Annotated in this window: 17 protein-coding genes; 8 read left to right on the plus strand and 9 right to left on the minus strand. The window is 66.6% G+C overall.

The window, feature by feature from the left end; genetic code table 11:
- Nucleotides 1-196: 196 nt before the first annotated feature.
- From FHS00_RS01860 to FHS00_RS01870, 3 genes are all read right to left on the minus strand, one after another.
- A complete protein-coding gene (locus FHS00_RS01860; RefSeq protein WP_183469304.1) occupies nucleotides 197-2758 on the minus strand; it encodes a Hint domain-containing protein in 2562 nt (853 codons plus the stop codon).
- 584 nt (nucleotides 2759-3342) lie between these two features.
- Nucleotides 3343-3948, minus strand: a complete 606-nt coding sequence (locus FHS00_RS01865) for a DUF1190 domain-containing protein (RefSeq protein WP_183469306.1) — start codon at nucleotides 3946-3948, stop codon at nucleotides 3343-3345.
- Between the two features lie 18 nt (nucleotides 3949-3966).
- Entirely contained in the window at nucleotides 3967-5142 is a 1176-nt protein-coding gene (locus FHS00_RS01870) for a glutathionylspermidine synthase family protein (protein WP_183469308.1), read from the minus strand.
- A gap of 468 nt (nucleotides 5143-5610) precedes the next feature.
- On the opposite strand from FHS00_RS01870, the gene FHS00_RS01875 reads away from it, so the two are divergent.
- From FHS00_RS01875 to FHS00_RS01905, 7 genes are all read left to right on the plus strand, one after another.
- Nucleotides 5611-6426, plus strand: a complete 816-nt coding sequence (locus FHS00_RS01875) for a WecB/TagA/CpsF family glycosyltransferase (protein ID WP_246390907.1) — start codon at nucleotides 5611-5613, stop codon at nucleotides 6424-6426.
- A 167-nt stretch (nucleotides 6427-6593) separates the two neighbouring features.
- Nucleotides 6594-9677, plus strand: coding sequence for a DUF4082 domain-containing protein (locus FHS00_RS01880; protein WP_183469310.1), 3084 nt, complete (start codon nucleotides 6594-6596; stop codon nucleotides 9675-9677).
- Between the two features lie 239 nt (nucleotides 9678-9916).
- Nucleotides 9917-10423 carry an acyltransferase gene (locus FHS00_RS01885; RefSeq protein WP_183469312.1) on the plus strand — a complete coding sequence of 169 codons (507 nt, stop codon included), beginning with the start codon at nucleotides 9917-9919 and terminating at the stop codon, nucleotides 10421-10423.
- Nucleotides 10420-11439: a Gfo/Idh/MocA family protein gene (locus FHS00_RS01890; RefSeq protein WP_183469314.1), complete on the plus strand. Its 1020-nt coding sequence runs from the start codon at nucleotides 10420-10422 to the stop codon at nucleotides 11437-11439. The genes FHS00_RS01885 and FHS00_RS01890 overlap by 4 nt, the downstream gene beginning before the upstream one ends.
- On the plus strand, nucleotides 11436-12590 hold the full coding sequence (locus FHS00_RS01895) for a DegT/DnrJ/EryC1/StrS family aminotransferase (RefSeq protein WP_183469316.1): 1155 nt from the start codon (nucleotides 11436-11438) through the stop codon (nucleotides 12588-12590). The genes FHS00_RS01890 and FHS00_RS01895 overlap by 4 nt, the downstream gene beginning before the upstream one ends.
- Nucleotides 12587-13588 (plus strand): NAD-dependent epimerase/dehydratase family protein, encoded by a 1002-nt coding sequence (locus tag FHS00_RS01900; RefSeq protein WP_183469318.1) that lies wholly within the window; start codon nucleotides 12587-12589, stop codon nucleotides 13586-13588. The genes FHS00_RS01895 and FHS00_RS01900 overlap by 4 nt, the downstream gene beginning before the upstream one ends.
- On the plus strand, nucleotides 13585-14748 hold the full coding sequence (locus FHS00_RS01905) for a DegT/DnrJ/EryC1/StrS family aminotransferase (protein WP_183469320.1): 1164 nt from the start codon (nucleotides 13585-13587) through the stop codon (nucleotides 14746-14748). The genes FHS00_RS01900 and FHS00_RS01905 overlap by 4 nt, the downstream gene beginning before the upstream one ends.
- 25 nt (nucleotides 14749-14773) lie before the next feature.
- Here the strand turns inward: FHS00_RS01905 and FHS00_RS01910 are convergent, their stop codons facing one another.
- Nucleotides 14774-15331, minus strand: coding sequence for an LbetaH domain-containing protein (locus FHS00_RS01910; protein ID WP_343064577.1), 558 nt, complete (start codon nucleotides 15329-15331; stop codon nucleotides 14774-14776).
- Nucleotides 15332-15763: 432 nt separating this feature from the next.
- Here FHS00_RS01910 and FHS00_RS01915 point away from each other — a divergent pair, with 432 nt between their 5' ends.
- Nucleotides 15764-16534, plus strand: coding sequence for a LuxR family transcriptional regulator (locus tag FHS00_RS01915; RefSeq protein WP_183469322.1), 771 nt, complete (start codon nucleotides 15764-15766; stop codon nucleotides 16532-16534).
- A gap of 5 nt (nucleotides 16535-16539) precedes the next feature.
- On the opposite strand, the gene FHS00_RS01920 is transcribed toward FHS00_RS01915, so the two are convergent.
- The 5 genes from FHS00_RS01920 to FHS00_RS01940 all read right to left on the minus strand — a co-directional run bounded on the left by FHS00_RS01920 (nucleotide 16540) and on the right by FHS00_RS01940 (nucleotide 23914).
- The gene (locus FHS00_RS01920; RefSeq protein ID WP_343064578.1) at nucleotides 16540-18003 is read right to left on the minus strand and encodes an oligosaccharide flippase family protein; all 1464 of its coding nucleotides are present in this window, start codon (nucleotides 18001-18003) and stop codon (nucleotides 16540-16542) included.
- Nucleotides 18000-19775 (minus strand): glycosyltransferase family protein, encoded by a 1776-nt coding sequence (locus FHS00_RS17900; protein WP_221188674.1) that lies wholly within the window; start codon nucleotides 19773-19775, stop codon nucleotides 18000-18002. Before FHS00_RS17900 ends, FHS00_RS01920 begins: the two co-directional genes overlap by 4 nt.
- Nucleotides 19776-19816: 41 nt before the next feature.
- A complete protein-coding gene (locus FHS00_RS01930; RefSeq protein ID WP_183469326.1) occupies nucleotides 19817-20854 on the minus strand; it encodes a UDP-glucuronic acid decarboxylase family protein in 1038 nt (345 codons plus the stop codon).
- A gap of 49 nt (nucleotides 20855-20903) precedes the next feature.
- Nucleotides 20904-22223, minus strand: a complete 1320-nt coding sequence (locus FHS00_RS01935; protein ID WP_183469328.1) for a sugar transferase — start codon at nucleotides 22221-22223, stop codon at nucleotides 20904-20906.
- Nucleotides 22224-22624: 401 nt separating this feature from the next.
- Nucleotides 22625-23914, minus strand: coding sequence for an O-antigen ligase family protein (locus FHS00_RS01940; RefSeq protein ID WP_183469330.1), 1290 nt, complete (start codon nucleotides 23912-23914; stop codon nucleotides 22625-22627).
- Between the last annotated feature and the right edge of the window lie 278 nt (nucleotides 23915-24192).

The raw sequence follows: 24192 nt of genomic DNA on the forward strand, positions 1-24192 counted from the left end.
GGAACGGCGCGGCCGATCCGATGACGGCGCGATCCGCGCCTTGCCCCACCAACGTCCTGCCGGAACGAGAAGTTTCGGAGTTGCCCTACCGATCCGAGAGGCATCCGCGACAAAAAAACGGGCGAAGAGGTGAAACCTCCCCGCCCGGCACCAAGCAAAACCGGTTAACCCCCCAGGTACTCGTAAAAGTAGCCGATCAGACCACCATCAGCCGCGCCTCGTGCCGCTTGAGCGCCTTGCGGGCTGCGCGGTAGTTGTCGATGCCGGCGCGCTGGCGCAGCTCGGGGAACAACTCGAAGATCTCGTCCCGCTGCTCGGCACCGATCCCCTTGAGCGTGTGATCGCCGGGCTGGAAGCTTTCGGTCCAGGCGCCGTTCGACAGCACGACCTCGTGGCGATCGAACATGAAGTGGATGTAGCTGGTGCGCGACACGTCGATCGAATGGATGCCCTTCGAGCCAACGAGGTGCTTGGCCGCGGCCAGAACCTCGCTGTCTTCGAAGTAGAGCTGCGCCCGGTCGCCGGTCAGCAGCACCCGGTGGTTCGGCGAGACCATCATGTCGCGCTCGGGCAGGCCGTTGCCCAGCGCGCCCGCGCGGATCATCACCGGCTTGAGGTGCGGGCTGGTCAGGAACTGCGCCGGTCCGACCTGCTTGTGACCGACCCAGCGGATCTCCTGAATGCCGTTGTCACGGGTGATGATGCGGTCGCCTTCGCGCAGCTCCTCGACGAGACGCTCGCCGCGGGGGGTCGCGATCACGGTGCCGGGCGTGAAGCAGGGCACGACGTTCTCGATCTCCTCGAAGCGAAGCGTGGTCCCGTCCTTGAAGTAGACGATGCCGTCTTCGCGGTCGTCCGAGGTGTATTCGATGCGGTCGACATCGGTGCCCGACAGGTCGAGCGTGTCGTAGTCGTCACCGCCCTCGCCGCCGATCACCCGGTCGCCACCATTGCCGCCGACGAAGTAGTCGCGATCGTCATCGCCGAACAGCAGGTCGTTGCCCTGCCCGCCGATGATCCGGTCGTCGCCCGCCCCGCCGAAGATGGTGTCGTCGTCGATGCCGCCGTCGAGATAGTCGTCACCATCGCCGCCGAAGATGGTGTCGTCGTCGTCCTGGCCGAGGATCGTGTCATTGCCCTTGCCGCCGAACAGCTCGTCGCGGCCGTTGTCGGTGACGCGGTCACCCCGATCGTCGCGAATGTTGAGGCTGTCGGGGAAGCGCGGGTCGAGGCCGCCACGGATGACGTCGTCGCCATCGCCGCCAAAGACGGTGTCGTTGCCTTCGCCGCCGGTGAGCGTGTCGTCGCCCTCCTCGCCGAGGATCAGGTCGTCGTCGATGCCGCCATCGATCCGGTCGTTGCCGGTGCCGCCGAAAATCGTGTCGCGGTCGTCACCGGTGTGGATGATGTCGTCCCCGGCGCCGCCATAGACGGTGTCGCGGTCGTCATAGGGATCGGCATCGCGGCCGAGCCCCGGATAGGGATTGTCGAAGCGGTCGAGGTCGGCCTCTCGGTCGCCATCGCTCGAGTCGATGCGATCATTGCCGTCGCCGCCATGGATCACATCGTTGCCGGTGCCACCCAGGATCACGTCGTTCTCGGCGCCACCGTCGATCTTGTCGTCGCCCTCGCCGCCGAACAGCTTGTCGCCGTTGCGGCTGCCGATCAGCTCGTCGTCGCCGGAGCCGCCATAGAGCTCGTCGCCGCCGGTGCCGCCATCGAGACGGTCGTTGCCGGCGCCGCCATAAAGCGTGTCGCGGCCGCCATCGCCGTAGAGGTCGTCGTCGCCGTCCTCGCCATAGATCGTGTCGTTGCCCGCGCCGCCATAGACGAGGTCGTCGCCCTTGCCGGCTTTTACGGTGTCGTCGCCGCCATAGGCCTCGATCCGGTCGTCATCGGGCGCGTCGTCGCCCAGAATGGCGTCGCCATTGTCGACCCGGTCGCCCTCGGGATCGCCGTCATAGGCGAGATCGATGAGATCGTCCCCCATCGTGCCCTCGACGATACCGTCCGGCCCGGTCGGGCACTGCACCCGCAGCGCCACCGTGGCGTCGTCGAAACCACCGCGATCGTCGGTCACCTTGTAGGAGATAGTCACGTCGCCGGTGAAGCCCGGCTCGGGCGTGTAGCGCAGGGAGCCGTCTTCGTCGACATAGACCTCGCCATGGTCGGCCCAGACCTCGCTCACCCGCAGGCTGTCGCCGTCGGGGTCGCTGTCATTGGCCAGCACGTCGATGTTGATGGCCATGTCGCGCTCGGTCGAGGCGCTGTCGTCCCGGGCCACCGGGGCGCGGTTGTCGCCCTGGTTGTCCTTCAGGAACTTCTCGATGTTGTAGAAATAGAGCTTCTCGCCGGTCGGCTTCATGTCCTCGTCGAGGAACTGGATCCAGCCGTTCGAGCCGTTGCCGTCGCCATCGGGCTCGATGTCCTTGGCGTAGAGATTGCCCATGCCGCGCAGGTCCAGCGTGTCGACATCGCCGAGGCTGCCGTCACCGCCGCCATAGACCACGCCACCGCGACCCGGCTTGAAGGTGTCGGCGCCGTCGCCGCCATAGAGGGTGTCATAGGCATCGCCGGTCAGGTGGTCGTTGCCGTCGCCGCCATGGACCTCGTCGCAGCCTTCGCCGCCATCCATCCAGTCGTCGCCTGCATTGCCGTAGAGCTTGTCGTTGCCCGCGCCGCCGAAGATCTCGTCATTGCCATCGCCACCGTAATAGGTGTCGTTCCCCGGCGTTCCGTCGAACCGCTTGCCCGCCATGCTTCGTCTCCTTACCGCGGGCGTCGCCTGCCCCGCTTCCGTTCAGACCGACCGCGCCCGGTCCCGCCGATCGGCGGGCTGGTGCCCTGGGACACCGGCTCGGGCTGCGAGCCATGCTCTATGCTGCTGGTTCCCCCCACGGGTCGCATGCAGACTGGACCCGGTAATTGCTGTGCGACCCGTCATCCGCTCTGGGCCACCCGTGCCGGGGTTGAGCCATAATTATCTCGCCACCAGCGGTCGACAAAGGAAAAAGTGGCGGAAAGGTGGTCCAACGGAGGCGAGAGCCGGCCGCCATTGAGGCGCATTCGTATAGGCCCGCGTGGGATTGTTGAAGAATACCGCCCGCAAGCTCGGCCGATCAAAAACGGATACCCATAAAAAACTTGGGCATCACGCCGGACGCCAGAATTCTTTGATGCCGATTTGGCAACAATACGACGCGTTGAAGCAGGCCACGGCCATGCCCCAATGCGCCTATTTCTTGCCGCAATTGTAGTTGCTTAGTGAAGATCAGTCTGCGCGGATCGGGCCCATTGTTCGCCCGAAGCGCGCATGTGCCCCAAAATCGCCGCGCGCGCCTCTCAGCCGCCGAAGCTGCGCACGCCGGTACCGGTCCGGGTGGCTCCGAACCCACCGGTGCGGTTGACCGTGGCGCGCGTCATCGGCGCGGCGGTACGGGTCGGCGTGCCGGCCCGGAAGGCGTTGGGGCTGAGCGACGTGGTGCCGCGTGCCTGGTTGAGCACGGTGCCGCCCGGCGTGGCGAAACCGCCGGAAGACCGCCCATAGAAAGGCTGCGCCATCGACCCGCGCCCGCCCAGCATGTTGCCGATCAGGTAGCCCGCCATCAGCGGCAGGAAGATCGATCCGCCGCCGCCGGGCCGCTCCTCGGCGACGCATTCACCACCATGCTCGGCCTCGCACAGCGCCTGGTCGTCGTAGCGCGGCGCGGTCTCGACATGCGCCTCGAGTGCCTGGCCGAAGCCCTCCTCGCAGCTTTCCTCGGTCACCCAGGTGCCGGGCCCCGCCGCCGCCTCGAGACAGGCATCGAGCGTCGGGAACGCGGCCGAGGGCACATCCTCCTCGCGGCAGGCAGCGAGGCTGAAGGCGGCCGCGCCGAGAAGCGCGATGCGCACATGGCGGGAACGCTTGGAAGTGGTGGCCGGGGTCGCGGCGGATGTCTGGCTCATGGCGGTCCTCCTCGGGGCTCAGGCCCGGATGAAATGCGGCTTGAAGCGGCTCAGGTCGCGGGTGATGCGGCCGCGATCCTCGCGCAGCCCCATGCCGACGCAAGCGCGACCGACGATCCAGGCGCCGATCACCGGGTGCATGCCGTCCATGACGGGCAGCGGGTGATAGGCCTGCAAAATCGCCGGATGCGCGTCATAGCTACGGTCGGGCGACCGCTCGCCGCCATCGGGGCTAACGATGTCGACGCTCGCCCCTTCGCGCGAAAAGAGCGGTTTACGAACATGGCCACCGGCCAGTGCGGCACGGGCGGCAGGCGTGTCGGCTTCGTCCTCGAACCAGGCGGGCAGCAGGTTCGGATGGCCCTCGAACAGCTGCCACAGCACCGGCAGAATGCCCTTGTTGGACAGCACCGCCTTCCATGGCGGCTCCAGAAAGCGGCACTGGGCCCCGGGCAGGGCTTCGGCGAAGTCATCGCGCAGCATGTCTTCCCAAGGGTAGAGCTTGAACATCGCGCCGATCACCCGGCCCTCGCCGTCGGCAAACTGGGCGGCATCGGTCAGGCCGATTTCGGGGATCGGCACGAAATGCGCGCCCAGCCCTGCCTCGCGCGCGGCCCAAGCCATGTATTCGGTGGTGGCGTAATCCTCGGGATTGTCCGGGAAGCAGGCGAAATGCAGGTCGGTGTCAGGCGCGAAAATCTCGGCCAGCCGCGCCACCAGCGCCTCGTGCAGGCCGTTGAACTGGTCGGTGCCCACTGGCAGCCGCCCCGCTGCCAGCATGTCCTCCAGCCACTGCCACTGAAACGCCGCGCTCTCATAGAGCGCGGTCGGCGTGTCGGCGTTGTATTCCAGCAGCTTCGCGGGTCCCTCGCCGTTATGGGCGAGATCCATGCGGCCATAGAGCTCGGGCTCGTCCCTCTCCCAGCTCTCGATCACGAAGCGGCGCAGCGCCGACGGGATCGCCAGCCGCTCCATCAGCGCGTCGGAGCGCAGCACATGATCCACCGCCTCGCGGCACATGCCGTGCAGCTCGGTCGCCGGATCCTCGATCACCTCTTCGACCTCGGCGAGGTCGAAGGCATAGACCGTCTCTTCCTCCCAGTAGGGCTCGCCATGCATGTGATGGAAGGTAAAGCCCGCCTCGCGGGCCTTTTCCTCGAAATCCGGTCGGGCGCCGATGGCGATGCGTTGCATGATGCTCCTCCGCTGCGCAGCCCCGGACCTAGCGCGCGGCCGCGGCGCGGGCCAGCCCCTTCACGAAAGGATGCGGGCGCAGGTGATGGACCATGAACACGGAGTCTCATGGAAAGCGCGTTTCGAGGCAGGTCGACCAGACCTGCAATCAATGACTTAATCGAAAGTTTTGCTCCAGCCGATGGGCGCAGCTTGCTTCTGCGGTGACCTCATGACCCACGGCCTCACCCTCGGCATACCGGAAATTTTCCGTCATCCCAAATCCACGACTTGGGCGAGGACCGGCAGCAACTTTCGCCGCGTTGGGTGGAGATGCCAGCCTTTACGGCCGGCCGGTGGCACCTCGCTTCCGAAGCGGTCCATGTCCGAATTGCGGAAGCGCGACATCCCTTGAGACAGGTGCGCCGCCCCGCCTCCCCGCGCCACGATGACGTGCAGAATGGTCCAAGACGGATTGGAGCGATGCGAATGACACGTGCGACGCCCGTTTCGGCCCCGGCCTCTCCTGGCGAGATCAACCTGCTCGGCGTCAAGGTTTCGGCGCTGGACCTCGAAAGCGCGACGGCCCGGCTGTTGGCGGCGATACGTGCCGGACGACGGGGCTATGTCTGCCTGTGCGGTGCGCATGGCCTAGTCGACAGTCAATCGATGCCGGAGCTGCGCCGCGCCTATAACGAGGCCTTTCTCGTCACCCCCGACGGTATGCCGCTGGTCTGGGAATTGCGGCGGCAGGGCCACACAGATGCCGGGCGCGTCTATGGCCCCGACCTGATGCTCGAACTGATGCGCGAGCCGGGGCTGCGGCACGCGCTGTACGGCACGACGGAGCATACGCTCGCCAAGCTCGAGCACCGGTTGAAGGAACTGGCGCCCGCGGCCACCATCGTCTGCCGGATCGCCCCCCCCTTTCGCGCCCTCACCCCGGAGGAGGAGGACAAGATCACACGGGACCTCAACGCGGCGGATGCGGATCTGATCTGGGTCGGGCTTGGCGCGCCGAAACAGGAACTCTGGATGGCGCGAATGCGCGAAAGGCTAACCGCGCCAATGCTGATCGGGGTCGGCGCCGCCTTCGACTTTCACGCCGGGAACACCCCTCAGGCGCCGGGCTGGGTTCAGCAACGGGGGCTGGAATGGCTTTATCGGCTGTCGAGAGAGCCGAGGCGACTGTGGCGGCGATATGTTCGGGTCGTGCCCGGCTATCTCTACCTGCTTGCGCTGCAGCGAACCGGCCTCAGAGGTTTCGCAGCACCCCCGCAAATCGAAGTACAGGAGGCGCCTTGATTAACTCTTTAGGGGTATTTTCGGCCGTTCCTGCAATCCAAACGGACAGTTCAATCGCCCGATTTCGCCCTGTCACGTCAAAATGGCGGTTCTCCGCCATGTTAGCGCATTACAGGGGCGTTTCAGACAAGCAACTGAAATCGCGCATCTTCTCCTGAAGCGCCGAAATGGGGGAAGAGTCGGCCCAGACGGTTGGCCACGACGACTCGGTCATGCGGCAATTATCCGCCCATGCCGCAAACCCATGTGCGAACGGGATTTTTGCCATGTCTGCAGCCAGATGGAAAAGATTCGCCGCAATCCTGATCGGCACGTTGTTGCTTGCTGCCCAATTTAGCCTCTTCCCCTCAGATGCCGCGAGTCGATCGGTTTGGGTACGACCTGCTTGGATCCTCGAGCAAATCGGGGACGACGACCCAAGCAGAGGCAAAGACGACATGGCAATCTACTACGTCGACACGACCGGCAACGACAATGCGAATGGCAGCTCCACGTCCCCCTTCCGCTCCATCCAGCGGGCCCTGGATGCGGGCCTCCAACCCAATGACGAAGTCGTCGTCCGTGCAGGCACCTACAACGAGCAGCTCAACATCAACACCGGCGGCTCCGCCGCGGGCAACGTCACGATCCGCGCCGAAGAGCCGGGCACGGCCCTGATCCGGCCGCCTTCGAACGCGTACAACGCCGTCAACGTGAACAGCAACTACGTCACGATCCAGGGCTTCGACATCACCGGCAATGGCGGTGACGGCATCGAGGCGAACAACGTTCATCACATCGAGGTGCTGGACAACATCGTCCATGACAGCGGCGAGTCGGGCATCCAGTTCAACTGGTCGGACTTCATCCTCGTCGAGGGCAACACCACCTACGGCAATGCCAGCGACGGCTGGTTCTCGGGGATCTCGATCTACCAGAACCGCAACATCACCGGCGACAATTCGACCGACGGGTTCCGCACCATCGTCCGCGACAACGTCTCCTACGACAACGTCACGCAGACCGGTCAGCACACCGACGGCAACGGCATCATCATCGATGACTTCCAGAGCACTCAGACCGCCGGCTATCCGAGCTACAACTTCCCGACCCTGGTCGAGAACAACCTGGTCTACGAGAACGGTGGCAAGGGCATCCAGGTCGTCTGGAGCGACGGCGTCACGGTGCGCGGCAACACCGCCTATCACAACAACCAGGACAATCTGAACACCGGCACCTGGCGCGGCGAGATCAGCAATTCGCAATCGAGCGACAACGTCTTCGTCAACAACATCGCGATCGCCGATCCGTCGGTCAATCCGAACAACACCGCCTATGACAACACCTCCTATGGCGGTTACAGCAACGACGTCGTCTTCAAGAACAACCTGAGCTTCAACGGCACCGACGGTCAGGCTTCGGTGCGCACCGACGGCAACAACGCCATGCCGAGCGCGGCCGACGGCAACTTGCTCGGCGTCGATCCGAGCCTCGTGAACCCGCCGGTCGATTTCCGCCTCGCGAACGACTCGCCCGCGATCGACGCGGGGACGTCCGCCTATGGGCTGGCGACGCTCGATCTGGACGATACCGCCCGCGTCGAGGGCCGCGTCGATCTCGGTGCCTATGAGCTGGGATCTGGCAGTTCGGCTCCCACGCAGCAGCCTGCGCCTCAGCCTGAACCCGAGCCTCAGCCGCAACCCGAACCGCAGCCGGAGCCCTTGCCCGAGGCTGCCCCGCAGTCCGAGCCCCAGCCCGACCCCGAGCCGCGGCCCGAGCCTGCGCCGCAGCAGCCCGCGACCGAGATCCCGGCCGCCGATGGCGAAGCGTTCAGCCTGTGGGACACCGCGGCGGTCCAGCCGCAGAACGCCCATGGCGACCAGCGCGCGGTCGAGGTTGGCCTGCGCTTCACCGCCGATGTCGATGGTGAGATCGAGGGGCTGCGCATCTATCGGGGCGAAGGCGCGACCGGTCTCGAAGCGATCAACCTGTGGAGCGCGGAGGGCAACCTCATCGCGACCGCCAGCGCCCAGGAAACGCCGTCCGGCGGCTGGCAGGAGGTCAGCTTCGACGCCCCCGTGGCGCTGGAGGCGGGCACGACCTATGTCGGTTCCTACTTCACCGCATCGGGCGACTATGCCGCGCAGACCGGCTTTTTCGACAGCGCGTTCGACGCCGGACCGATCAGCGTCGACAAGAGCGCCGGTGTCTACAGCTATGGCAACGGCGGCAACTTCCCCAACCAGAGCTACAACGCATCCAACTACTGGGTCGACGTGATGTTCACCCCCGAGCAGGCGGCTCCCGTCGAAGCTGTGGCGGAACCCGTCGACGCCTCCGCCGCAACCGCCGACACCCCGACCCCAGCGGCGGATCTGGCGGCCTCCTCCCCGGTCGACATCCCGGCCATCGACCCGGTTGTAACCGGCGGCGACGGGGTCATCGGTGAAGCGGGCGTCGCGGTCGCGGATCAGCGCGATGCGCAGACCTGGCACCGCGTCGACTTCGCGACCCCGCTCAACAACCCGTCCGTGGTGATGGGCGGCGCGACCGGAAACGGGTCGGACCCGTACAGCGTTCGGGTCAGGGACGTGTCCGATACCGGTTTCGAATACCAGATCGACGAATGGGACTACCTCGATGGTCGCCACAAGAAGGAGGCGATCAGCTGGGTGGCGCTCGAGCGCGGCACCCACGTTCTCGAGGACGGCCGGACGATCAGCGCGGGCAACACGACCTCGGATGGCGATTGGAACGAGGTCACCTTCGCGCCCGGCCAGTTCGACGCCGCGCCCGTGGTCTTCGCCCAGGCGTCGGGCGACACCAATTCCGGGGCGGTCTCGGATCAGATCAGGTCGGTCTCGAATGACGGCTTCCGCACCCGGCTGGTCGCCGAAGAAGGAGCTTCGGCGGCGCCCCAGGCCGAAAGCGTCGACTGGATCGCCCTGGAGACGGGCGGCGATGCGCGGTCCGGCGCGGTGGCCGGCGCGACGGGACGCACGATCGACCATAGGGGCAGCCAGATCGATTTCGCTGGCGCCTTCGAGGATGAGGCCTTCGCGATGATCACCGATCTCCAGACCACGTTCGGCCGCGACACGGCGACCTTGCGGACCGAACAGATGGACGGGGACGCGGTGATGCTGCGGATCATCGAGGAAAGCTCGGGCGACGCCGAGACGCGTCATACGCGCGAGTCTGCAGGCTATGCGGGCTTCGACTGCGGCGAGATCCTCGGCGTCACGCAACCGGTCGAAGACACCCTCTTCTGAGCCATCCCACGTCAGGCAGAACCGGACCGGCCGCGCGAAAGGCGCGGCCGGTTCGTCGTTGGGGACACCGCCACTGCCCCCATTCATGCGAATTGCCGAATTGCCGGCGGATCGCACTCGATCGGATGAGAGCCCACCCTCCTTCGGACGCTTCCTCGAAAGTCCGATTTCCATAGGCTCGACGCAGGACAAGACCAGGCGGGATGCCCAAGCATCCGCTGCTTTCGGAGAACCCTGCCATGACGATCAGAGATTGTGACATCGCGCCCGATGCACAGATTTTCCAACCCGACCTCGTCAACCTCTACGGCTGCACCATCGGTGCCCAGACCCGCATCGGTCCTTTCGTCGAAATCCAAGCAGGCTGCAGGATCGGGGCGCGGTGCAAGATCTCGTCCCATGCCTTCCTGTGCGAGGGTGTGACGCTCGAGGAGGGTGTCTTCGTCGGGCATGGCGTGATGTTTACCAATGATCGCTACCCGACCAGCACCACGGCCACGGGCGCACTCAAGGGCGGCGACGACTGGACCTGCGAGCCGATCCTGGTCTGTCGCGGCGCGTCGATCGGATCGAACGCGACGCTCCTGCCGGGCATCCGCATCGGCGCCCGGGCCCTCGTCGGTGCCGGTGCCGTCGTAACGCGCGACGTGCCGGACGGGGCGGTGGTCGCCGGCGTCCCCGCCCGGTCGATTGCCGAGCCGGCGCGCGGCGCTGGCGGGGCGTCGTCGCTGGCGGTGCTGCGATGATCGGGGTTGGGATCGTCGGCTACGGCTACTGGGGGCCGAACCTCGCCCGCGCCGTGTCCGAAAGTGGTGTCGCCCGCGTCGAAATGATCGCCGACATGTCGCCCGACGCGCTCGCCCGCGCCGCGCAGCGCCATCCGGCGGCCAAGCTCACCACAGATATTGCAGAGCTGATCCGCGCCCCCGGCGTCGATGCCGTGATGATCGCCACGCCGGTGCACACCCATTTCCCGATCGCCCGCGACGCGCTCAGGGCATCTAAGCACGTGCTGGTCGAAAAGCCGATGACCGACGACGTGGCGCAGGCGATCCAGCTGGTCGAGGAGGCGGCCAAGCGGCGCAAGGTGCTGATGGTCGATCACACCTTCGTCTACACGCCGGCCGTTCGCGCCATCTCCGAGATGATCGGTGCCGGAGAGCTCGGCGAGGTCTATTACTACGACTCCACGCGCGTGAATCTCGGCCTGTTCCAGCGCGATGTGAACGTGATCTGGGATCTCGCGGTCCACGACTTCGCCATCGTCGACCACCTGCTCGATCAGCGTCCGGTAATGATCTCGGCCTCCGCCGCACGCTTTCTCACCGGCAGCCCCGAGAACATGGCCCAGCTCACCGTCCATTACGACGGCGGTGCGATGGCGCATCTCAACGTGAACTGGCTCGCGCCGGTGAAGATCCGCCAGACCCTGATCGGCGGAAGCCGCAAGATGGTGGTCTATGACGACATGCAGACCAGCGAGAAGGTGAAGGTCTACGACCGTGGCGCGATGTGCAGCGCCGACCCCTACGAGAAGCTGGTCTCCTACCGGCTGGGCGACATGCACGCCCCGGCCCTGCGCGCGAAGGAAGCCCTCCTAACCGAGGTCGAGGAATTCGTCCGCTGTATCGAAACCGGTGCGACCCCGCTGACCGACGGGCTCAGCGGGCTGCGCATCGTTGAAATGCTCGCCGCCGCCTCCCGCTCAGTGGAGCTGCGCGGTCATCCTGTAGATTTGACGAGTTTGAAGGTGGCATCATGATACCGTTTCTGGATCTGAGGCGGCAATACGCTGCCCTCGCCGAACCGCTCGAGGCGGCCGTGCTCGAGACGCTACGCGGCGGCAGCTACGTGCTCGGCGAAGCGGTCGAAAGCTTCGAGGCGGATTTCGCGGCCCGCTGCGGCACCCGCCATGCGATCGCGGTGAACAGCGGCAGCTCGGCCCTGCATCTCGCCCTGCTGGCCGCCGGCGTCGGCCCGGGCGACGAGGTGCTCACCGTGCCGACCACTTTTGTGGCGACCGTGGCGGCGGTGCTCTATGTCGGCGCGGTGCCGGTGCTCGTCGACGTCGATCCAGAGACGCTGACCATGGATCCCGCCAGGTTCGAGGCCGCGATCACGCCTCGGACGAAGGCGGTTTTGCCGGTTCACTTCCATGGCCGGCTCGCCGACATGGCCGAGATCGGGCGCATCGCCGAGGCGCATGGGCTGATCGTGATCGAGGATGCCGCGCAGGCGCATGGTGCCACGCGGGGCGCCCTGAGCGCGGGCGGCTTCGGCGCCCTCGGCTGCTTCAGCTTCTACCCCGGCAAGAACCTCGGCGCGGCCGGTGAAGGCGGCGCGATCACGACCAGCGATCCGGCCCTCGCCGACCGGATCAGGGCGTTGCGCGATTGGGGACAGGTGGAACGCTCCGTGCACCTGCTGCGCGGCTACAACTTCCGCATGGACACGATCCAGGGCGCGATACTCGGCGTGAAGCTGCGGCACCTCGCGGCCTGGACCGAAGGTCGCCGATGGGTCGCCCGGCAATACGACGCCGGCCTGTCGGAGCGCGTGACCTGCCCCGCGCAGGCTTCGGGCGACGATCACGTCTACCATGTCTACGCGATCACCCATCCCGCGCGGGATGGGCTGCGGGCCGCGCTCGCCGATGCCGGGGTGGCGACCAACATCCATTATCCCCGCCCCGTCCATCTGCAGCCCGCCTATGCCGATCTGGCCGACGGTCCAGGCAGCTTCCCGGTCGCCGAGGCCTATGCAGCCCGTACCCTGTCCCTGCCGATCTATCCCGAGTTGCGGCCCGAAGAGATTGCCCAGGTGATTTCGGCGGTGAACGGCTTCGTCGATGCGCAGGCCGGCCAGACCGGCCGGTTCGACAGGACCGCCTGCCCCGAGGAGATCGCGATATGACCGGCACCCGCACTCTCGAAGGCGCGCGCGTTCTCGTCACCGGCGGCAGCGGCTTCATCGGCTCGCATATCACCGACCTGCTGCTCGAAGCGGGCGTGCGGGAGGTGACCGTGATCGACAACATGGTCCGCGGTCGCCCCGAGAACCTCGAAACCGCGATGCGCTCGGGCCGCGTGTCGCTGGTCGTCGGCGACATCCGCGATGCCGGGCTGATGGATCAGCTGGTGGCGGGACAGGATCTCGTCTTTCATCAGGCGGCGCTGCGCATCACACATTGCGCGGCCGAGCCCGACACCGCGATGTCGGTCATGGTGCAGGCCACCTACGATCTGCTGCGCCGCTGCGTCGAGCATCGCGTCGACCGGGTGGTCATGGCCTCCTCGGCCTCGATCTATGGCCTGGCGCCACATTTCCCGACGCCCGAAAGCGACCCGCCCTATGACAACCGGACGCTCTATGGCGCCGCGAAGAGCTTTGGCGAAGGGCTGCTGCGGTCGTTCCACGACATGTACGGGCTGGACTATGTCGCACTGCGCTACTTCAACGTCTACGGCCCCCGGATGGACCTGCATGGCAAGTATACCGAGGTCATGGTGCGCTGGATGGAGCGGCTGTCCGAAGGGCTGCCCCCGATCGTGTTCGGCGACGGCGCGCAGACCATGGATCTCGTGCATGTCCGGGACGTGGCCCGTGCCAACATCCTCGCGGCCCGCAGCGACGCGACCGACCGGGTCTACAATATCGGCTCGGGCACGGAGACCTCGCTGCTCGACCTCGCCAGCCTGATCGCGCGCGGCATGGGGCGCGAGGATCTCGTCGCCGAGCATGCGGCGGAGCGGGCCGTCAACCCCGTGCCCCGGCGGCTTGCCTGCATACAGGCGGCGGCCCGCGAGATCGGTTTTCGCGCCGAGATCGGCCCCGATGCCGGGCTGGTTGACCTGATCTCCTATTGGCGGCGCGAACGTGAGGCGCGGCCCGGTTCGAGTGCGGCCGCATGATCCCCATCGCCAAGCCGTTCATCAACCGCTCCGAGGCCGATGCAGCGAGCCGGGCCGTGCTCTCGGGCTGGGTCTCTCAGGGGCCGCAGGTGGCCGCCTTCGAGGCGGAATTCGCCAATTTCGTCGGAGCGGCGCATGCCTGCGCGGTCTCGAACTGCACCACCGCGCTGCATCTCGCGCTGCTCGGGGTCGGCGTGTCGCCGGGCGACGAGGTGATCACCGTCAGCCACTCCTTCATCGCCACCGCGAACACGATCCGCCAATGCGGCGCGACGCCTGTCTTCGTCGACATCGAACGGGACGGCTACAACATCGATCCCGCGGCGATTGCCGCGGCGATGACCCCGGTCACTCGCGCGATCCTCGTGGTGCATCAGATGGGCATGCCCTGCGACATGCCCGCCATCCTCAAGCTCGCCGGCGCCCATGGCCTGCCGGTGATCGAGGACGCCGCCTGCGCCGCCGGATCCGAGCTGCGGATGCGCAATGCCTGGCTGCGCATCGGGCGTCCCTTGGGCGACGTGGTCTGTTTCTCCTTCCACCCGCGCAAGGTGATCACCACCGGTGAGGGCGGGATGCTGACCACCAACCGCGTCGAGCTGGACGCCGGGTTCCGGCTCGCGCGGCAGCACGGGATGTCGGTGTCCGACGCGGTCCGCCACAACAGTCCGCAGGTCGTCATCGAAAGCTATCCCGTCACCGGGTTCAATTACCGGATGACAGATATCCAGGCCTCGATAGGGCGCGAGCAACTCAAGCGGCTACCGGGCATCGTGTCGCGGCGGCGCACGCTTGCCGAACGCTATTCGACCCGGCTTGCGCTCCTTCCGGGCGTTTCCGCCCCGGTGGAGCCGCGCTGGGCGCGGTCCAACTGGCAGAGCTACTGCGTCCGCCTGTCCGACGGCATCGATCAGCTCGACGTGATGCAGGCCATGCTCGACCGTGGGGTCGCGACCCGCCGAGGCATCATGAACGCGCATCAGGAAGCAGCCTATGCCGACATCGTCACGCCACCCCTGCCCCGGTCCGAGGCCGCGCGGGATCATTCGATCCTTCTGCCGCTCTACGCCCAGATGACGGATGAGGAGCAGGACAAGGTCCTCTCGGCTCTCGAGGAGACGCTCGCATTGGTGCGGCGGCGCGGTGCCCAGTCCGCCTGACGCCGCCGACCTACTCGGGGGTGGGTCATCGGGGGGCCGGTCGCAGGGTCCGCGCCGGGTTGCCCGCGACCACCTCCCCCGGCGCGACGTCCTTCACCACGACCGAACCCATGCCGATCAGGGCCCCCGCACCGATGGCCACGCCGTTGCGGATCGCGCTTCCGCTGCCGACATAGCAGCACTCGCCCAGTTGGGCGCCGCCGGCGATGATCACCCCCGCCCCGATGATCGAGAACGATCCGATCGTGACGTCGTGATGCACCACCGCGCGCGGCATGATGAGCACGTGCTCGCCGATTTGGCCGTTCGAGGTCACCAGTGCGCCGGAATAGAGAACCGATCCGTGACCGATCAGGGCCTGGCCCGACACCTCGGCTGCCGGGTGGACGAAGGTCGCGAACCGGTCAGGTTCGAGGCCGGTACGTGCGATGATCTCGGGTCGTGCATGGTAGCTCTTCTCCGATCCGACGAGGCAGAGGAAGCGGGCATGGGGATGGTCGGCCATCCGCGCCATGGGCAGGATCGGCACGCCGTCGAAGGTCTGGCCCCGGTATTTCTCGGCGTCATCCAGAATTACCGGCACGCGAGCATGTCGAATCAAGGCCTCGATGATTTCGAGGCAATTCCCGCTATAGCCGATGGGAATGATGTCGGATCTTGCCATTTCAAACCGCGCCCGATGAAGGTGGAGAGGAGAACCTACAACACGGTGCTCCCGCTCGAACAAGACAATAGACCGAAAGGCGATAAAATTCGGTGCGTTTCGTAATCCTTACGGTCTATGAAATTTGTTTCAATAGATCGCCTTAGAGGTGTCGCTGGTCAAAATTTGTGCTAACTTACTTCGTGTTGCCGGGTCGGGCCCGAAAGGGAGACTTCGTTACAAAAAAATCGATCGTCATGACCAACGTGACGACAACACCACCCAGATGCTTGCTTGCATCCAATTCTAATTTCGACATCAGGCTGCTTCATTTTCTAGCCCCGTGGGTCCTACAATTGGAGTTTTGTGTTTATGGGCCGTTCTTTTTACAATGATGCGTTTCCCACGAAGAGAGACAATCCCATCAGTCCTGACTTCGCTGGGAATCCGACCCGGATTACCGACGGCCATGTGATTACCCTTATCGGAAAGCATCCCTTCGAACTCGAGGTTCTGGCCGCGTCCCTGCGGCATGCCTTCCCGCGTGCAGCGATCCACAGCTACGGCTCCGAACTGGAATGGGCCGAAAACCGGGAGCAGGACCGGGAAGACGGCATCGTTCTCTACAACATCGGCGACACGCCGTTGTCGAACGAGACGACGCTGCTCGAACTGCGCAGTTTCGTGCAGCATGCCGGCCGGCGGCGTGTGATCGTCATTTCGCGCCGCGACGACCTGATGGGGGTCCTCGACGCGATCGATTGCGGCGCGGTGGGGTTCATCCCCTCCAGCGTCGGATTGGACGAGCTCGTCGAATGCATGCGCAACGCCTCGAGCAAGAGCGTGGTCATCCCACGCTGCAGCGTGCTGGCGCTCCGTGCCGCGGTGGCGCGAAACGGCGAGACCAATTCGGGGTTGGAGCGCCACTTCACCTCGCGCCAGCTCGCGGTCGCCAAGGCCCTGCGCCATGGTGCCGCGAACAAGACGATCGCCTACGAGCTCGGCCTTTGCGAAAGCACCGTAAAGGTCCATATCCGCAACATCATGCGCAAGCTGCGCGCGACCAATCGGACCCAGGCCGCGTTTCGCCTCAACGAGCTCGCGAATGGGAGCACCTCGGTCGACGTCCTGCCGGATGACTGAACCGCTCACTGGCGTACCAGCGTGACAAGTTTGCGGACCGGCCCCTTCAAACGACCGGTCCGCAGGCGGTTCAACCTTGGCGCCAACAGGTTGTCGGTCGCCGAAACCCCAATGAGCCAACCGATCACCGCGCCGAAGACGGCGATGGCGGTCATGCGCGCATCTGGCGTCGGCCCCCAGGTGATCATCACGGCGGCCGGGATCAGGATCGTTGCGCCGACGATGCCCAGACCGCGCCCGATCACCCAACCGAGCTCTGACCAGCGGAACGGAAGATGCCGCCGAACCGCCGCCAGCAGGGCCAAGCCCTGCACGATATTCAAGGGCAACAGGCTCCAAGCCAACGCCATCAGCCCGAACTGCGCCGCCATTATGATGGTCGCGGCCAGCAGCGGAACGAATATGAGGTTGAGGATCGCAAGGTCGCGGATCGCCTCGACCGCGACCAGGATCGGAAAGGCCAGACTCGCCGGAAACAGGGCCATCCCCGCAAGCGAGACGACCTGAAGCAAAGGGATCGCCGCGAGCCATTGATCGCCCAGCAGGAGGCGCACCGCCGGATCGGCCAGGATTCCGAGGCAGGCCAGCGCGGGCCATTGCAGGATCACGACAAGCGACAGGGCCCCGAGATACACCTTGGACAGCTCGGTTTTGGCCCGGCGCAACTCGGCGAATGCCGGTAGTGCAACCGGCTGGACCGCACTCAGCACCAGGCGGTCGGGCAGCTGGGTGAGCGACACGGCACGCGCGAGCAGGCCAACCGCCGTAAAGCCCAGGATCCTCCCGATGATCAGCCGAGGCAGGGTTTCCGTGAGCAGTCCGAGGATCGTCACCAGGCAGGACCACGCGCCGAATGGCAGGATCCGCCGCCAGTGGGCCAGCGTCGGTCGGTAGAGGCCCGGCTCCGGCCGAAACGTCTGCGCCAGTATCGCGGCCGCGCAGGCCGTCGCGACCGACCCCCAGGCAAGCGACAGCGCCCCCCATCCGGAGATGGCGAGGCCCAGCGCTGTGAGGGTCCCTACGCCATTGGCGCCGAGGCCGATCACGGCGACCCGGCCGAACGCCATCTCCCGGCGAAGCAGCGCCAGACGGACGCTGCTGATCGGGGCAAACAGGAAGCCCAGCGCCGCCACCTCGAGCAGCGGCGCGAGATCGGCCGCGCCGTAAAGGGCGGCAATCGCACCGGCGCCTAGGTACAGACCGAGACCGAGGCCGAGGGAGAGCAGCGCCACGATCGTCGAGGCGCTACGCAGGAAATCCGGCGTCAGGGATGGCTCCTTGATGATGCTGCTGGCGACCCCGAAGTCGCGGAAGGTCTCGATAAGGATGACGGCAGCGCTCGACACCAAGAACAGCCCGATCTCGGCGGGCGACAGGAGCCGTGAGACCACGACCATCATCCCCACGCTCATCAAGGTGCCGAGCGATTTGTCGACCAGCGAGAGAAGGAGGGACCTGCCTATGGTCACGACCGGCTTCTCCGGATGCGCGGCCCATTCCGCGTGATCTCGGCGGCCTGAGCGGCCAAGGCCCTGAGCCGGCGCCGTACGAGGGGCGGCAGCAGCCAGCGGCCCACCGCGTCCCGCAGCTCGGCGAGATAGCCAAAACCCGGCGCCGGCGGCACGCGCGGCCGGATCACCCCGCCGGGGAGGCGGCGCAACGCCCGGTCGAGCGCGGCGAGGCCCTGCCAGCGCAGGTGAAGCCTCGTGCCGCGCCGCCCACCCGATGGCGGCTGCCCGTTCAGGCTCTGGATCGCGACCAGCCAGGCGCTGTGCATTTCGGGTGTGCGGGCTGGCAACGCGTGTAGGCTCGTGGCCGGTCGGGCCGCGACCGACCACGGCCCGACCGGCCGATCCGCCAGCCGGTCGAGAGCGGCGCGCATGAGGCGCAATTCCGCATGATCAAGTTCGGGATAGGCCGACCGCAGTCCGATCGCAGCCTCGCGATGCCCGGCGGCCAGAAGCGCCGCGAGGTAGTAGGCCCACTCCACCGGGTCGGGCCGCGCGGCGCCGTAATCCTTGAGCGTGGTCGCGATCAGGGCGGACAGGCGGGCGAGCGCCGCTGTCACCCGGCCCTGCGCGAGGTCGCAGCGCGCAAGGCCGAAGCGCGCCTCGGGCAGATACGCCACGTAGTCGAGCGCCGCCTCGAACGCCGCTCTCGCCTCGTCCACGCGGCCGCGCGCGAGACACTGTTCGGCCCGCCGCAGCGCCGCACGGTCGAGGCCGGTCGTCGGCAGCCGCAAGCCCACCATGCCTTCCTCGGCAGTTGCGACTCGCAGCGGTCCGAAGACGTCTTCCTGCACAATGCGCGCCCCGTCCTTCAGATTGCGGCTGAGGTCGAACCACTGGCGGATCTGCGGCCGGTGCGCGAGCGTGTGGCGGGCATGAACCAGTGCGTGGCCCGCGGCGATGATCTCGCGCATGCGGTCCGGCTCGGCCAGAAGCGCGTCCACCTTGTCGACCAGTTTAGGCGGATCGGCGAAGACGCAGTTCACGCCGTCCAGAAACCCGGCCGCCTCGAGGACAGGAATGCGCTCGGTGACCAGCAAGCAGCCCGCGCCCGGGATTTCCAGATGCTTGCGCACCAGCTCATGGCCCATCGTGCCGCAGCTCGGCGACAGCCAGCTCGCATTGAGGGCGCGGGCATAGGCCCCGCCGGCCAGCATCCGGCGCGCCGCGGCATCCTCGTAGCGGAAGGGCGGCGTCACGAGGCAGACATAGCGCTCGGTTAGCAGCTCATGCACCGCCTGTCGCCAGGGATAGAGCCCGTAGACCTGACCGGTCAGGGTCACCGGCACCACCTTCTCGAGCCCGTAATCCCGAAACACCGCAGGGTCGATGAAATTGGGCCAGACGAAGCATCGCCCCGCGAGCGATGGCGTATAGCCGGGCGTAGCGGTTCCGATGGCAAAGACCGTCTCGATGCCCCAGCCATCCATGTCGGCGAGCAGTCCGGCGCGCCGATCGCACCACGGATCGCCATTGTGCAGGGCGATCTTCGGGATGCCGGGATGCGCATCGGTGCCTGTGATACGGGGACGGGTCGAGCCATGCGTGCGGTACCCGGCCTCGAACAAGGCAAGGTCAGGCTCGAACCGGTCGCAGACCTCCCTGTAGTCGCAGTCCTCGGAGATCACCTCGACCTCGAAATCGTGGGCGAGGCATTTGACGTGGAGCCGCGCATGCTGCTCGAGAAAGCCTGAGGCCTTGGCGTTCGGGCAATGATTCCACTGAAAGAACACGAGCCGCGGCTTCTTGCCCCCGGCCGCCGCTGGACCGGGTGTCATGGATGCAGGGCGTGATGCGGGTCGGCCGCGCCGTTGCTGCGGGATGCGGACCAGCTCGGCGGGACGATCGGTGCGAGACGATCGCGGGATTGCGACAACCGGCTTTCGAAATAGGCGATGGTACGTTCCAACCCTGCCCTGAGCTCGGTACGCGGCGTCCAGCCCAGAAGTTCACGCGCGCGGCTGATGTCGGGCTTGCGCTGGCGGGGATCGTCGCGGGGCAGCGGCTGGAACACCATCTGCGAGCGCGTCCCCGTCAGCTCGATCACCAGTTCGGCAAGCTCGCGGATGCTGAACTCGCCGGGATTGCCGAGATTGACCGGCAGCGGCAGCCCGTCGGGGGCGTCCATCAAGGCGCGGAACCCGCGGATCAGGTCGTCTACATAGCAGAAGGAGCGGGTCTGCGCCCCTTCACCATAGAGCGTTATCGGCTCTCCCTTCAGGGCCTGGACGATGAAGTTCGATACCACCCGTCCGTCGCCGACGGACATGCGCGGCCCATAAGTGTTGAAGATCCGCGCCACGCGGATGTTGACCCGGCATTCGCGCTGATAGTCGAAGAACAGCGTTTCGGCGCAGCGCTTACCCTCGTCGTAGCACGAGCGCGGCCCGATCGGGTTCACGTTGCCCCAGTAGGCTTCGGGCTGCGGGTGGATCGACGGATCGCCATAGACCTCGCTGGTCGAGGCCTGAAAGATCTTGGACTTGGTCCGCTTGGCCAGTCCCAACATGTTGATGGCACCGATGACGCTGGTCTTGACCGTCTGCACGGGGTCGGTCTGGTAGTGGATCGGCGAGGCCGGGCATGCGAGGTTCCAGATCTCGTCGACCTCGACCCAAAGCGGCACGGTCACGTCATGGCGCAGCACCTCGAAACGAGGGTGATCCTGCAGGTGCATCACGTTCTCGCGCGAGCCGGTCTGGAAGTTGTCGACGCACAGCACCTCATGGCCGCTTTCGAGCAGGCTCTCGCACAGGAAGGAGCCGAGGAAACCGGAGCCGCCGGTCACGAGAACGCGTTTGGTTGCGGGCATGGATCAGGTCCTTTTGGGGAATGGGCGAAACGGGTCGGTCATGGCGGGATCAAAAGGCGCCGCGCCGGCCGATGACGGCGGGCAGCGTGCGCAGCAGGATCGACAGATCGCCCCAGAAGCTGCGGGCCGAAATGTAGTGATCGTCGAGCGCCTGGGCCGTCGCGAGATCAGCGGAGCCGCGCTCCGAGATCTGCCACAGCCCGGTCAGGCCAGGCACCACCATGGCCCGCCTTGCCCGAAACGCCGGGGGCATCGCCTCGAGGTGATATTCGGGAAAGGGGCGCGGCCCGACGAGGCTCATCTCCCCGCGCAGCACGTTCCACAGCTGCGGCAATTCATCGATGCTTGATGCGCGCAGCAAGTGCCCGATGAAGGGAAGGACGCGCGGATCGCTGCGCAGCTTGAAATGCGCGGCCCATTCGGCGCGGGCCTCGGGATCGCGCTCCAGCAGATCGGAGAGCATCCGCTCGGAGTCGAGATACATGGTCCGAAGCTTCAGGATGCCGATGCGGCGCCCGCCCTGCCCCTCGCGCGGCTGCACGTAGAAAGCGGGCCCCGGATCGGCGAGCCGCACCAGCAGCGCGCCGAGAAGGATCACGGGCGCGGCCAGAACCAGCAGAGGCACCACCAGGCACAGATCGGTGAGGCGCTTGAGCGGGTCGGGAAGGCCGCAGGGCCGTGCCCGCACAAGTCGGAGTCCGAGATCGCCGCCATGCCGGTTCGGCGACACCCCCGAGAGCGGCAGCTTCGGAAGATCCGAAACCAGGATCACCTCCCGCCCCCCGGCGCTCAGCGCCTCAAGTTGCTGCCGGTCCGGCAGGCCGCTCGCGGCCCAGAGGATGGCATAGTGCGGCGTGTCCTCCTCGTGAACCGGCACGAAGCCGATACCCGGATAGTCGGTGAGCCTCTTTGCGAGTTGCTCGACCGCGTCGGTCTCTCCGACGACACGCACCGGCAGCCCCGGCAGGCCATTGGTCCGCAACAGGCGGCGCACGACCATCGCGGCACTTGCCTGCAGCAGCCCGACCACACCGAGGCAGGCCCAGAGCAGCGCGATGGCCGCAAGCCCGGCCCCCGCGAGCCCAAGGCCCGCGATTGTCGCGATCATCCCTGCCCCGAGCCAGGCGAGAGCGTTGCGCCGCAGCCGCGCTTCGGGCAGTGCGCCATATCCCGGGTAGAGCCCGACCGCGACCTTGAGGCCGATCTGCACGATCGCGGCGAAGATCAGCAGGTCCGGCACCAGCGGCCGGCCCGTCCCGCCCAGCGCGCCGCCGTTTCGGATATGAAACAGCGCCCAAAGCACCGCCACCACCACGAGCCCGTCGGCGAGGAGAAAGGCCGCGCCCGCCTTCGCCTTCTGCCCGGCCACGCCCCCAAAGGGTGCGCTGCTCAGGGGATCGGGCTGCGTCCAATCCGTTCCCGCGGACGCCGTCGACGTCAACGTTGCGGTGGCTCCGACCATATGCGGGAGGTCGGGCGGGCTGAGATCCTTGGCGGTGTGCTGGAGAAGTTTCGGGCGCATGACAGTTCCCCGGAAAAACCATTACCTCTTCATGTTTGCACCGAGCCGGGACCCGTCGGTACGTGTCAGATAGGTGGACGGCGGGCTCCGAACGACGCAGCGGGGTCCACCTCCCTGCTCCAAGTGCCCACTTTTGGTCATGCGGCTGACCCGCAGGTCGAGCCATCGGCATGACACATGCAGCCGTCTTGCACCCGGGGCTGGCTATCGAGCCTGCGCCCTAGGTGAACCGCTCGCATCGAGGGGGGTCAGATCGCCGGGGCCATCCGGCGAAGCGAGGCGGTCGCACCGTATCGGGCCTCTGCATGGGCGCGCGACACCGTCACGACCGCGATGGCGAGAAGCAGCCACATGAGGTCGTTCTGCATCAGGAAGGTGCTCTCCGAGAGGTTCAGAACGAGCGACCACCAGATCGCCAGGATGCACCACAGCCACCCCTCCTCCGGGGCCGCCAGATAGAGGTCGAAGGCCTGCTTCATGGCTCGCAGGATCATCACGGCGAACAGCCCCGTCCCGACCAGTCCGACGCCGAGCATGAGATCGCGATATCCGTTATGCGCATGCGGCGCCTCCCACCCGGCCGCCCCCCAGATGCGCCAGGCAGCGTGGTTGCCCTCCGACCAAAAGGCGCCGTAGCCATGGCCGAGCATGGGACGCGCGGCGATCTCCGGATCGATGAGCTTCCACAGCGGGATCCGCCCGGTGAGTGTCGCATCCTTGCCCAGCGCTTCGAGCAGCGGCACCAGCGAGAGCGCCAGCAGCACGAAGAACGCCGCCGCGCCGAGGATCAGGGCGAGCCCCAGGCACAGCCGAGCCAGCCCGTGGCGACGGGCGATCATCCCCGCCATGTGGGCCATCACGACGGTGAGGCTGGCGGCGAAGAAGCTGGTGACCGAAGCCGACAGCAGCGTGCCCGCCCAGCCGATGGCGAGGATGATCCAGCCCGCCCGCCGCCGCGCGGCGGATCGGTCGTGCAGGGCCGCGAGGCCGAGCAGCACGGAAAAGCTCGCCAGCCAGCCGAGCACGTTTTTATGGACGAAAACGCCACGAAACGCCGGATCGCCGGGCATCCGCCCGAGGGACGGGAGAGCCAACCCGACCAGGAGGCTCGCCAGCGTGCAGCCGCACAGCACCCAGGCGAGAAGCCGGATCTGATCGCGCGGGGAAAAGCGGATGGCGATCAGATAGGCCAGCGACACCGACATCATCAGCGCGATCGCCCTGCGCACCGTGAGGCCGGGGGCGACCGACCACAAGGCGGACAGCAGGGCGAGCAGCAACAGCAACGCCAGCGGCCAGTTGCGGCACACCACGTCGAGCAGCCGGGCGGGCCAGCGCATCAGCATCAAGATTGTTCCCGCATAGACCGGCATGGACAGCAGCCGCAGCTTCGCGCGGGACGCCTCATCGAGACTGCCGTCGGGCCCCAGCATGAGCAGCGGGATCACCGCGCCCGACAAGATCACGAGACAGGCCGCGATCCAGAGCCATTCCCAGCGTTGCGGCGCGTCCCGGTGACGTGATCCCCTGATCGGCATGGCGGCCCCGCTTGTCCTTTCGCTGGCATGGCCGGCAGCAGGACCGGCCTGTGCCTCATTACAGATCGGCCCCTGCGCCATTGGCAGAGTCTCCGGAGGATGCACCGCTCGTCCTTTCGGACCGGGCAGCGTCCTCTCCTTCGGCAAAAGTGGAACTTTGCGCCCTGCGACACCCGAAGGGCGGCATTCCCACTCCCGACCATCCGGGTCGATCCTGACCCCGACCCTTCTCCTCGCTCGCATCCCGGGCGGCCCTGCATGGAACATGTCATGCCGAA

Source organism: Limimaricola variabilis (assembly GCF_014195545.1).
GTDB classification, from domain to species: Bacteria; Pseudomonadota; Alphaproteobacteria; order Rhodobacterales; family Rhodobacteraceae; genus Limimaricola; species Limimaricola variabilis.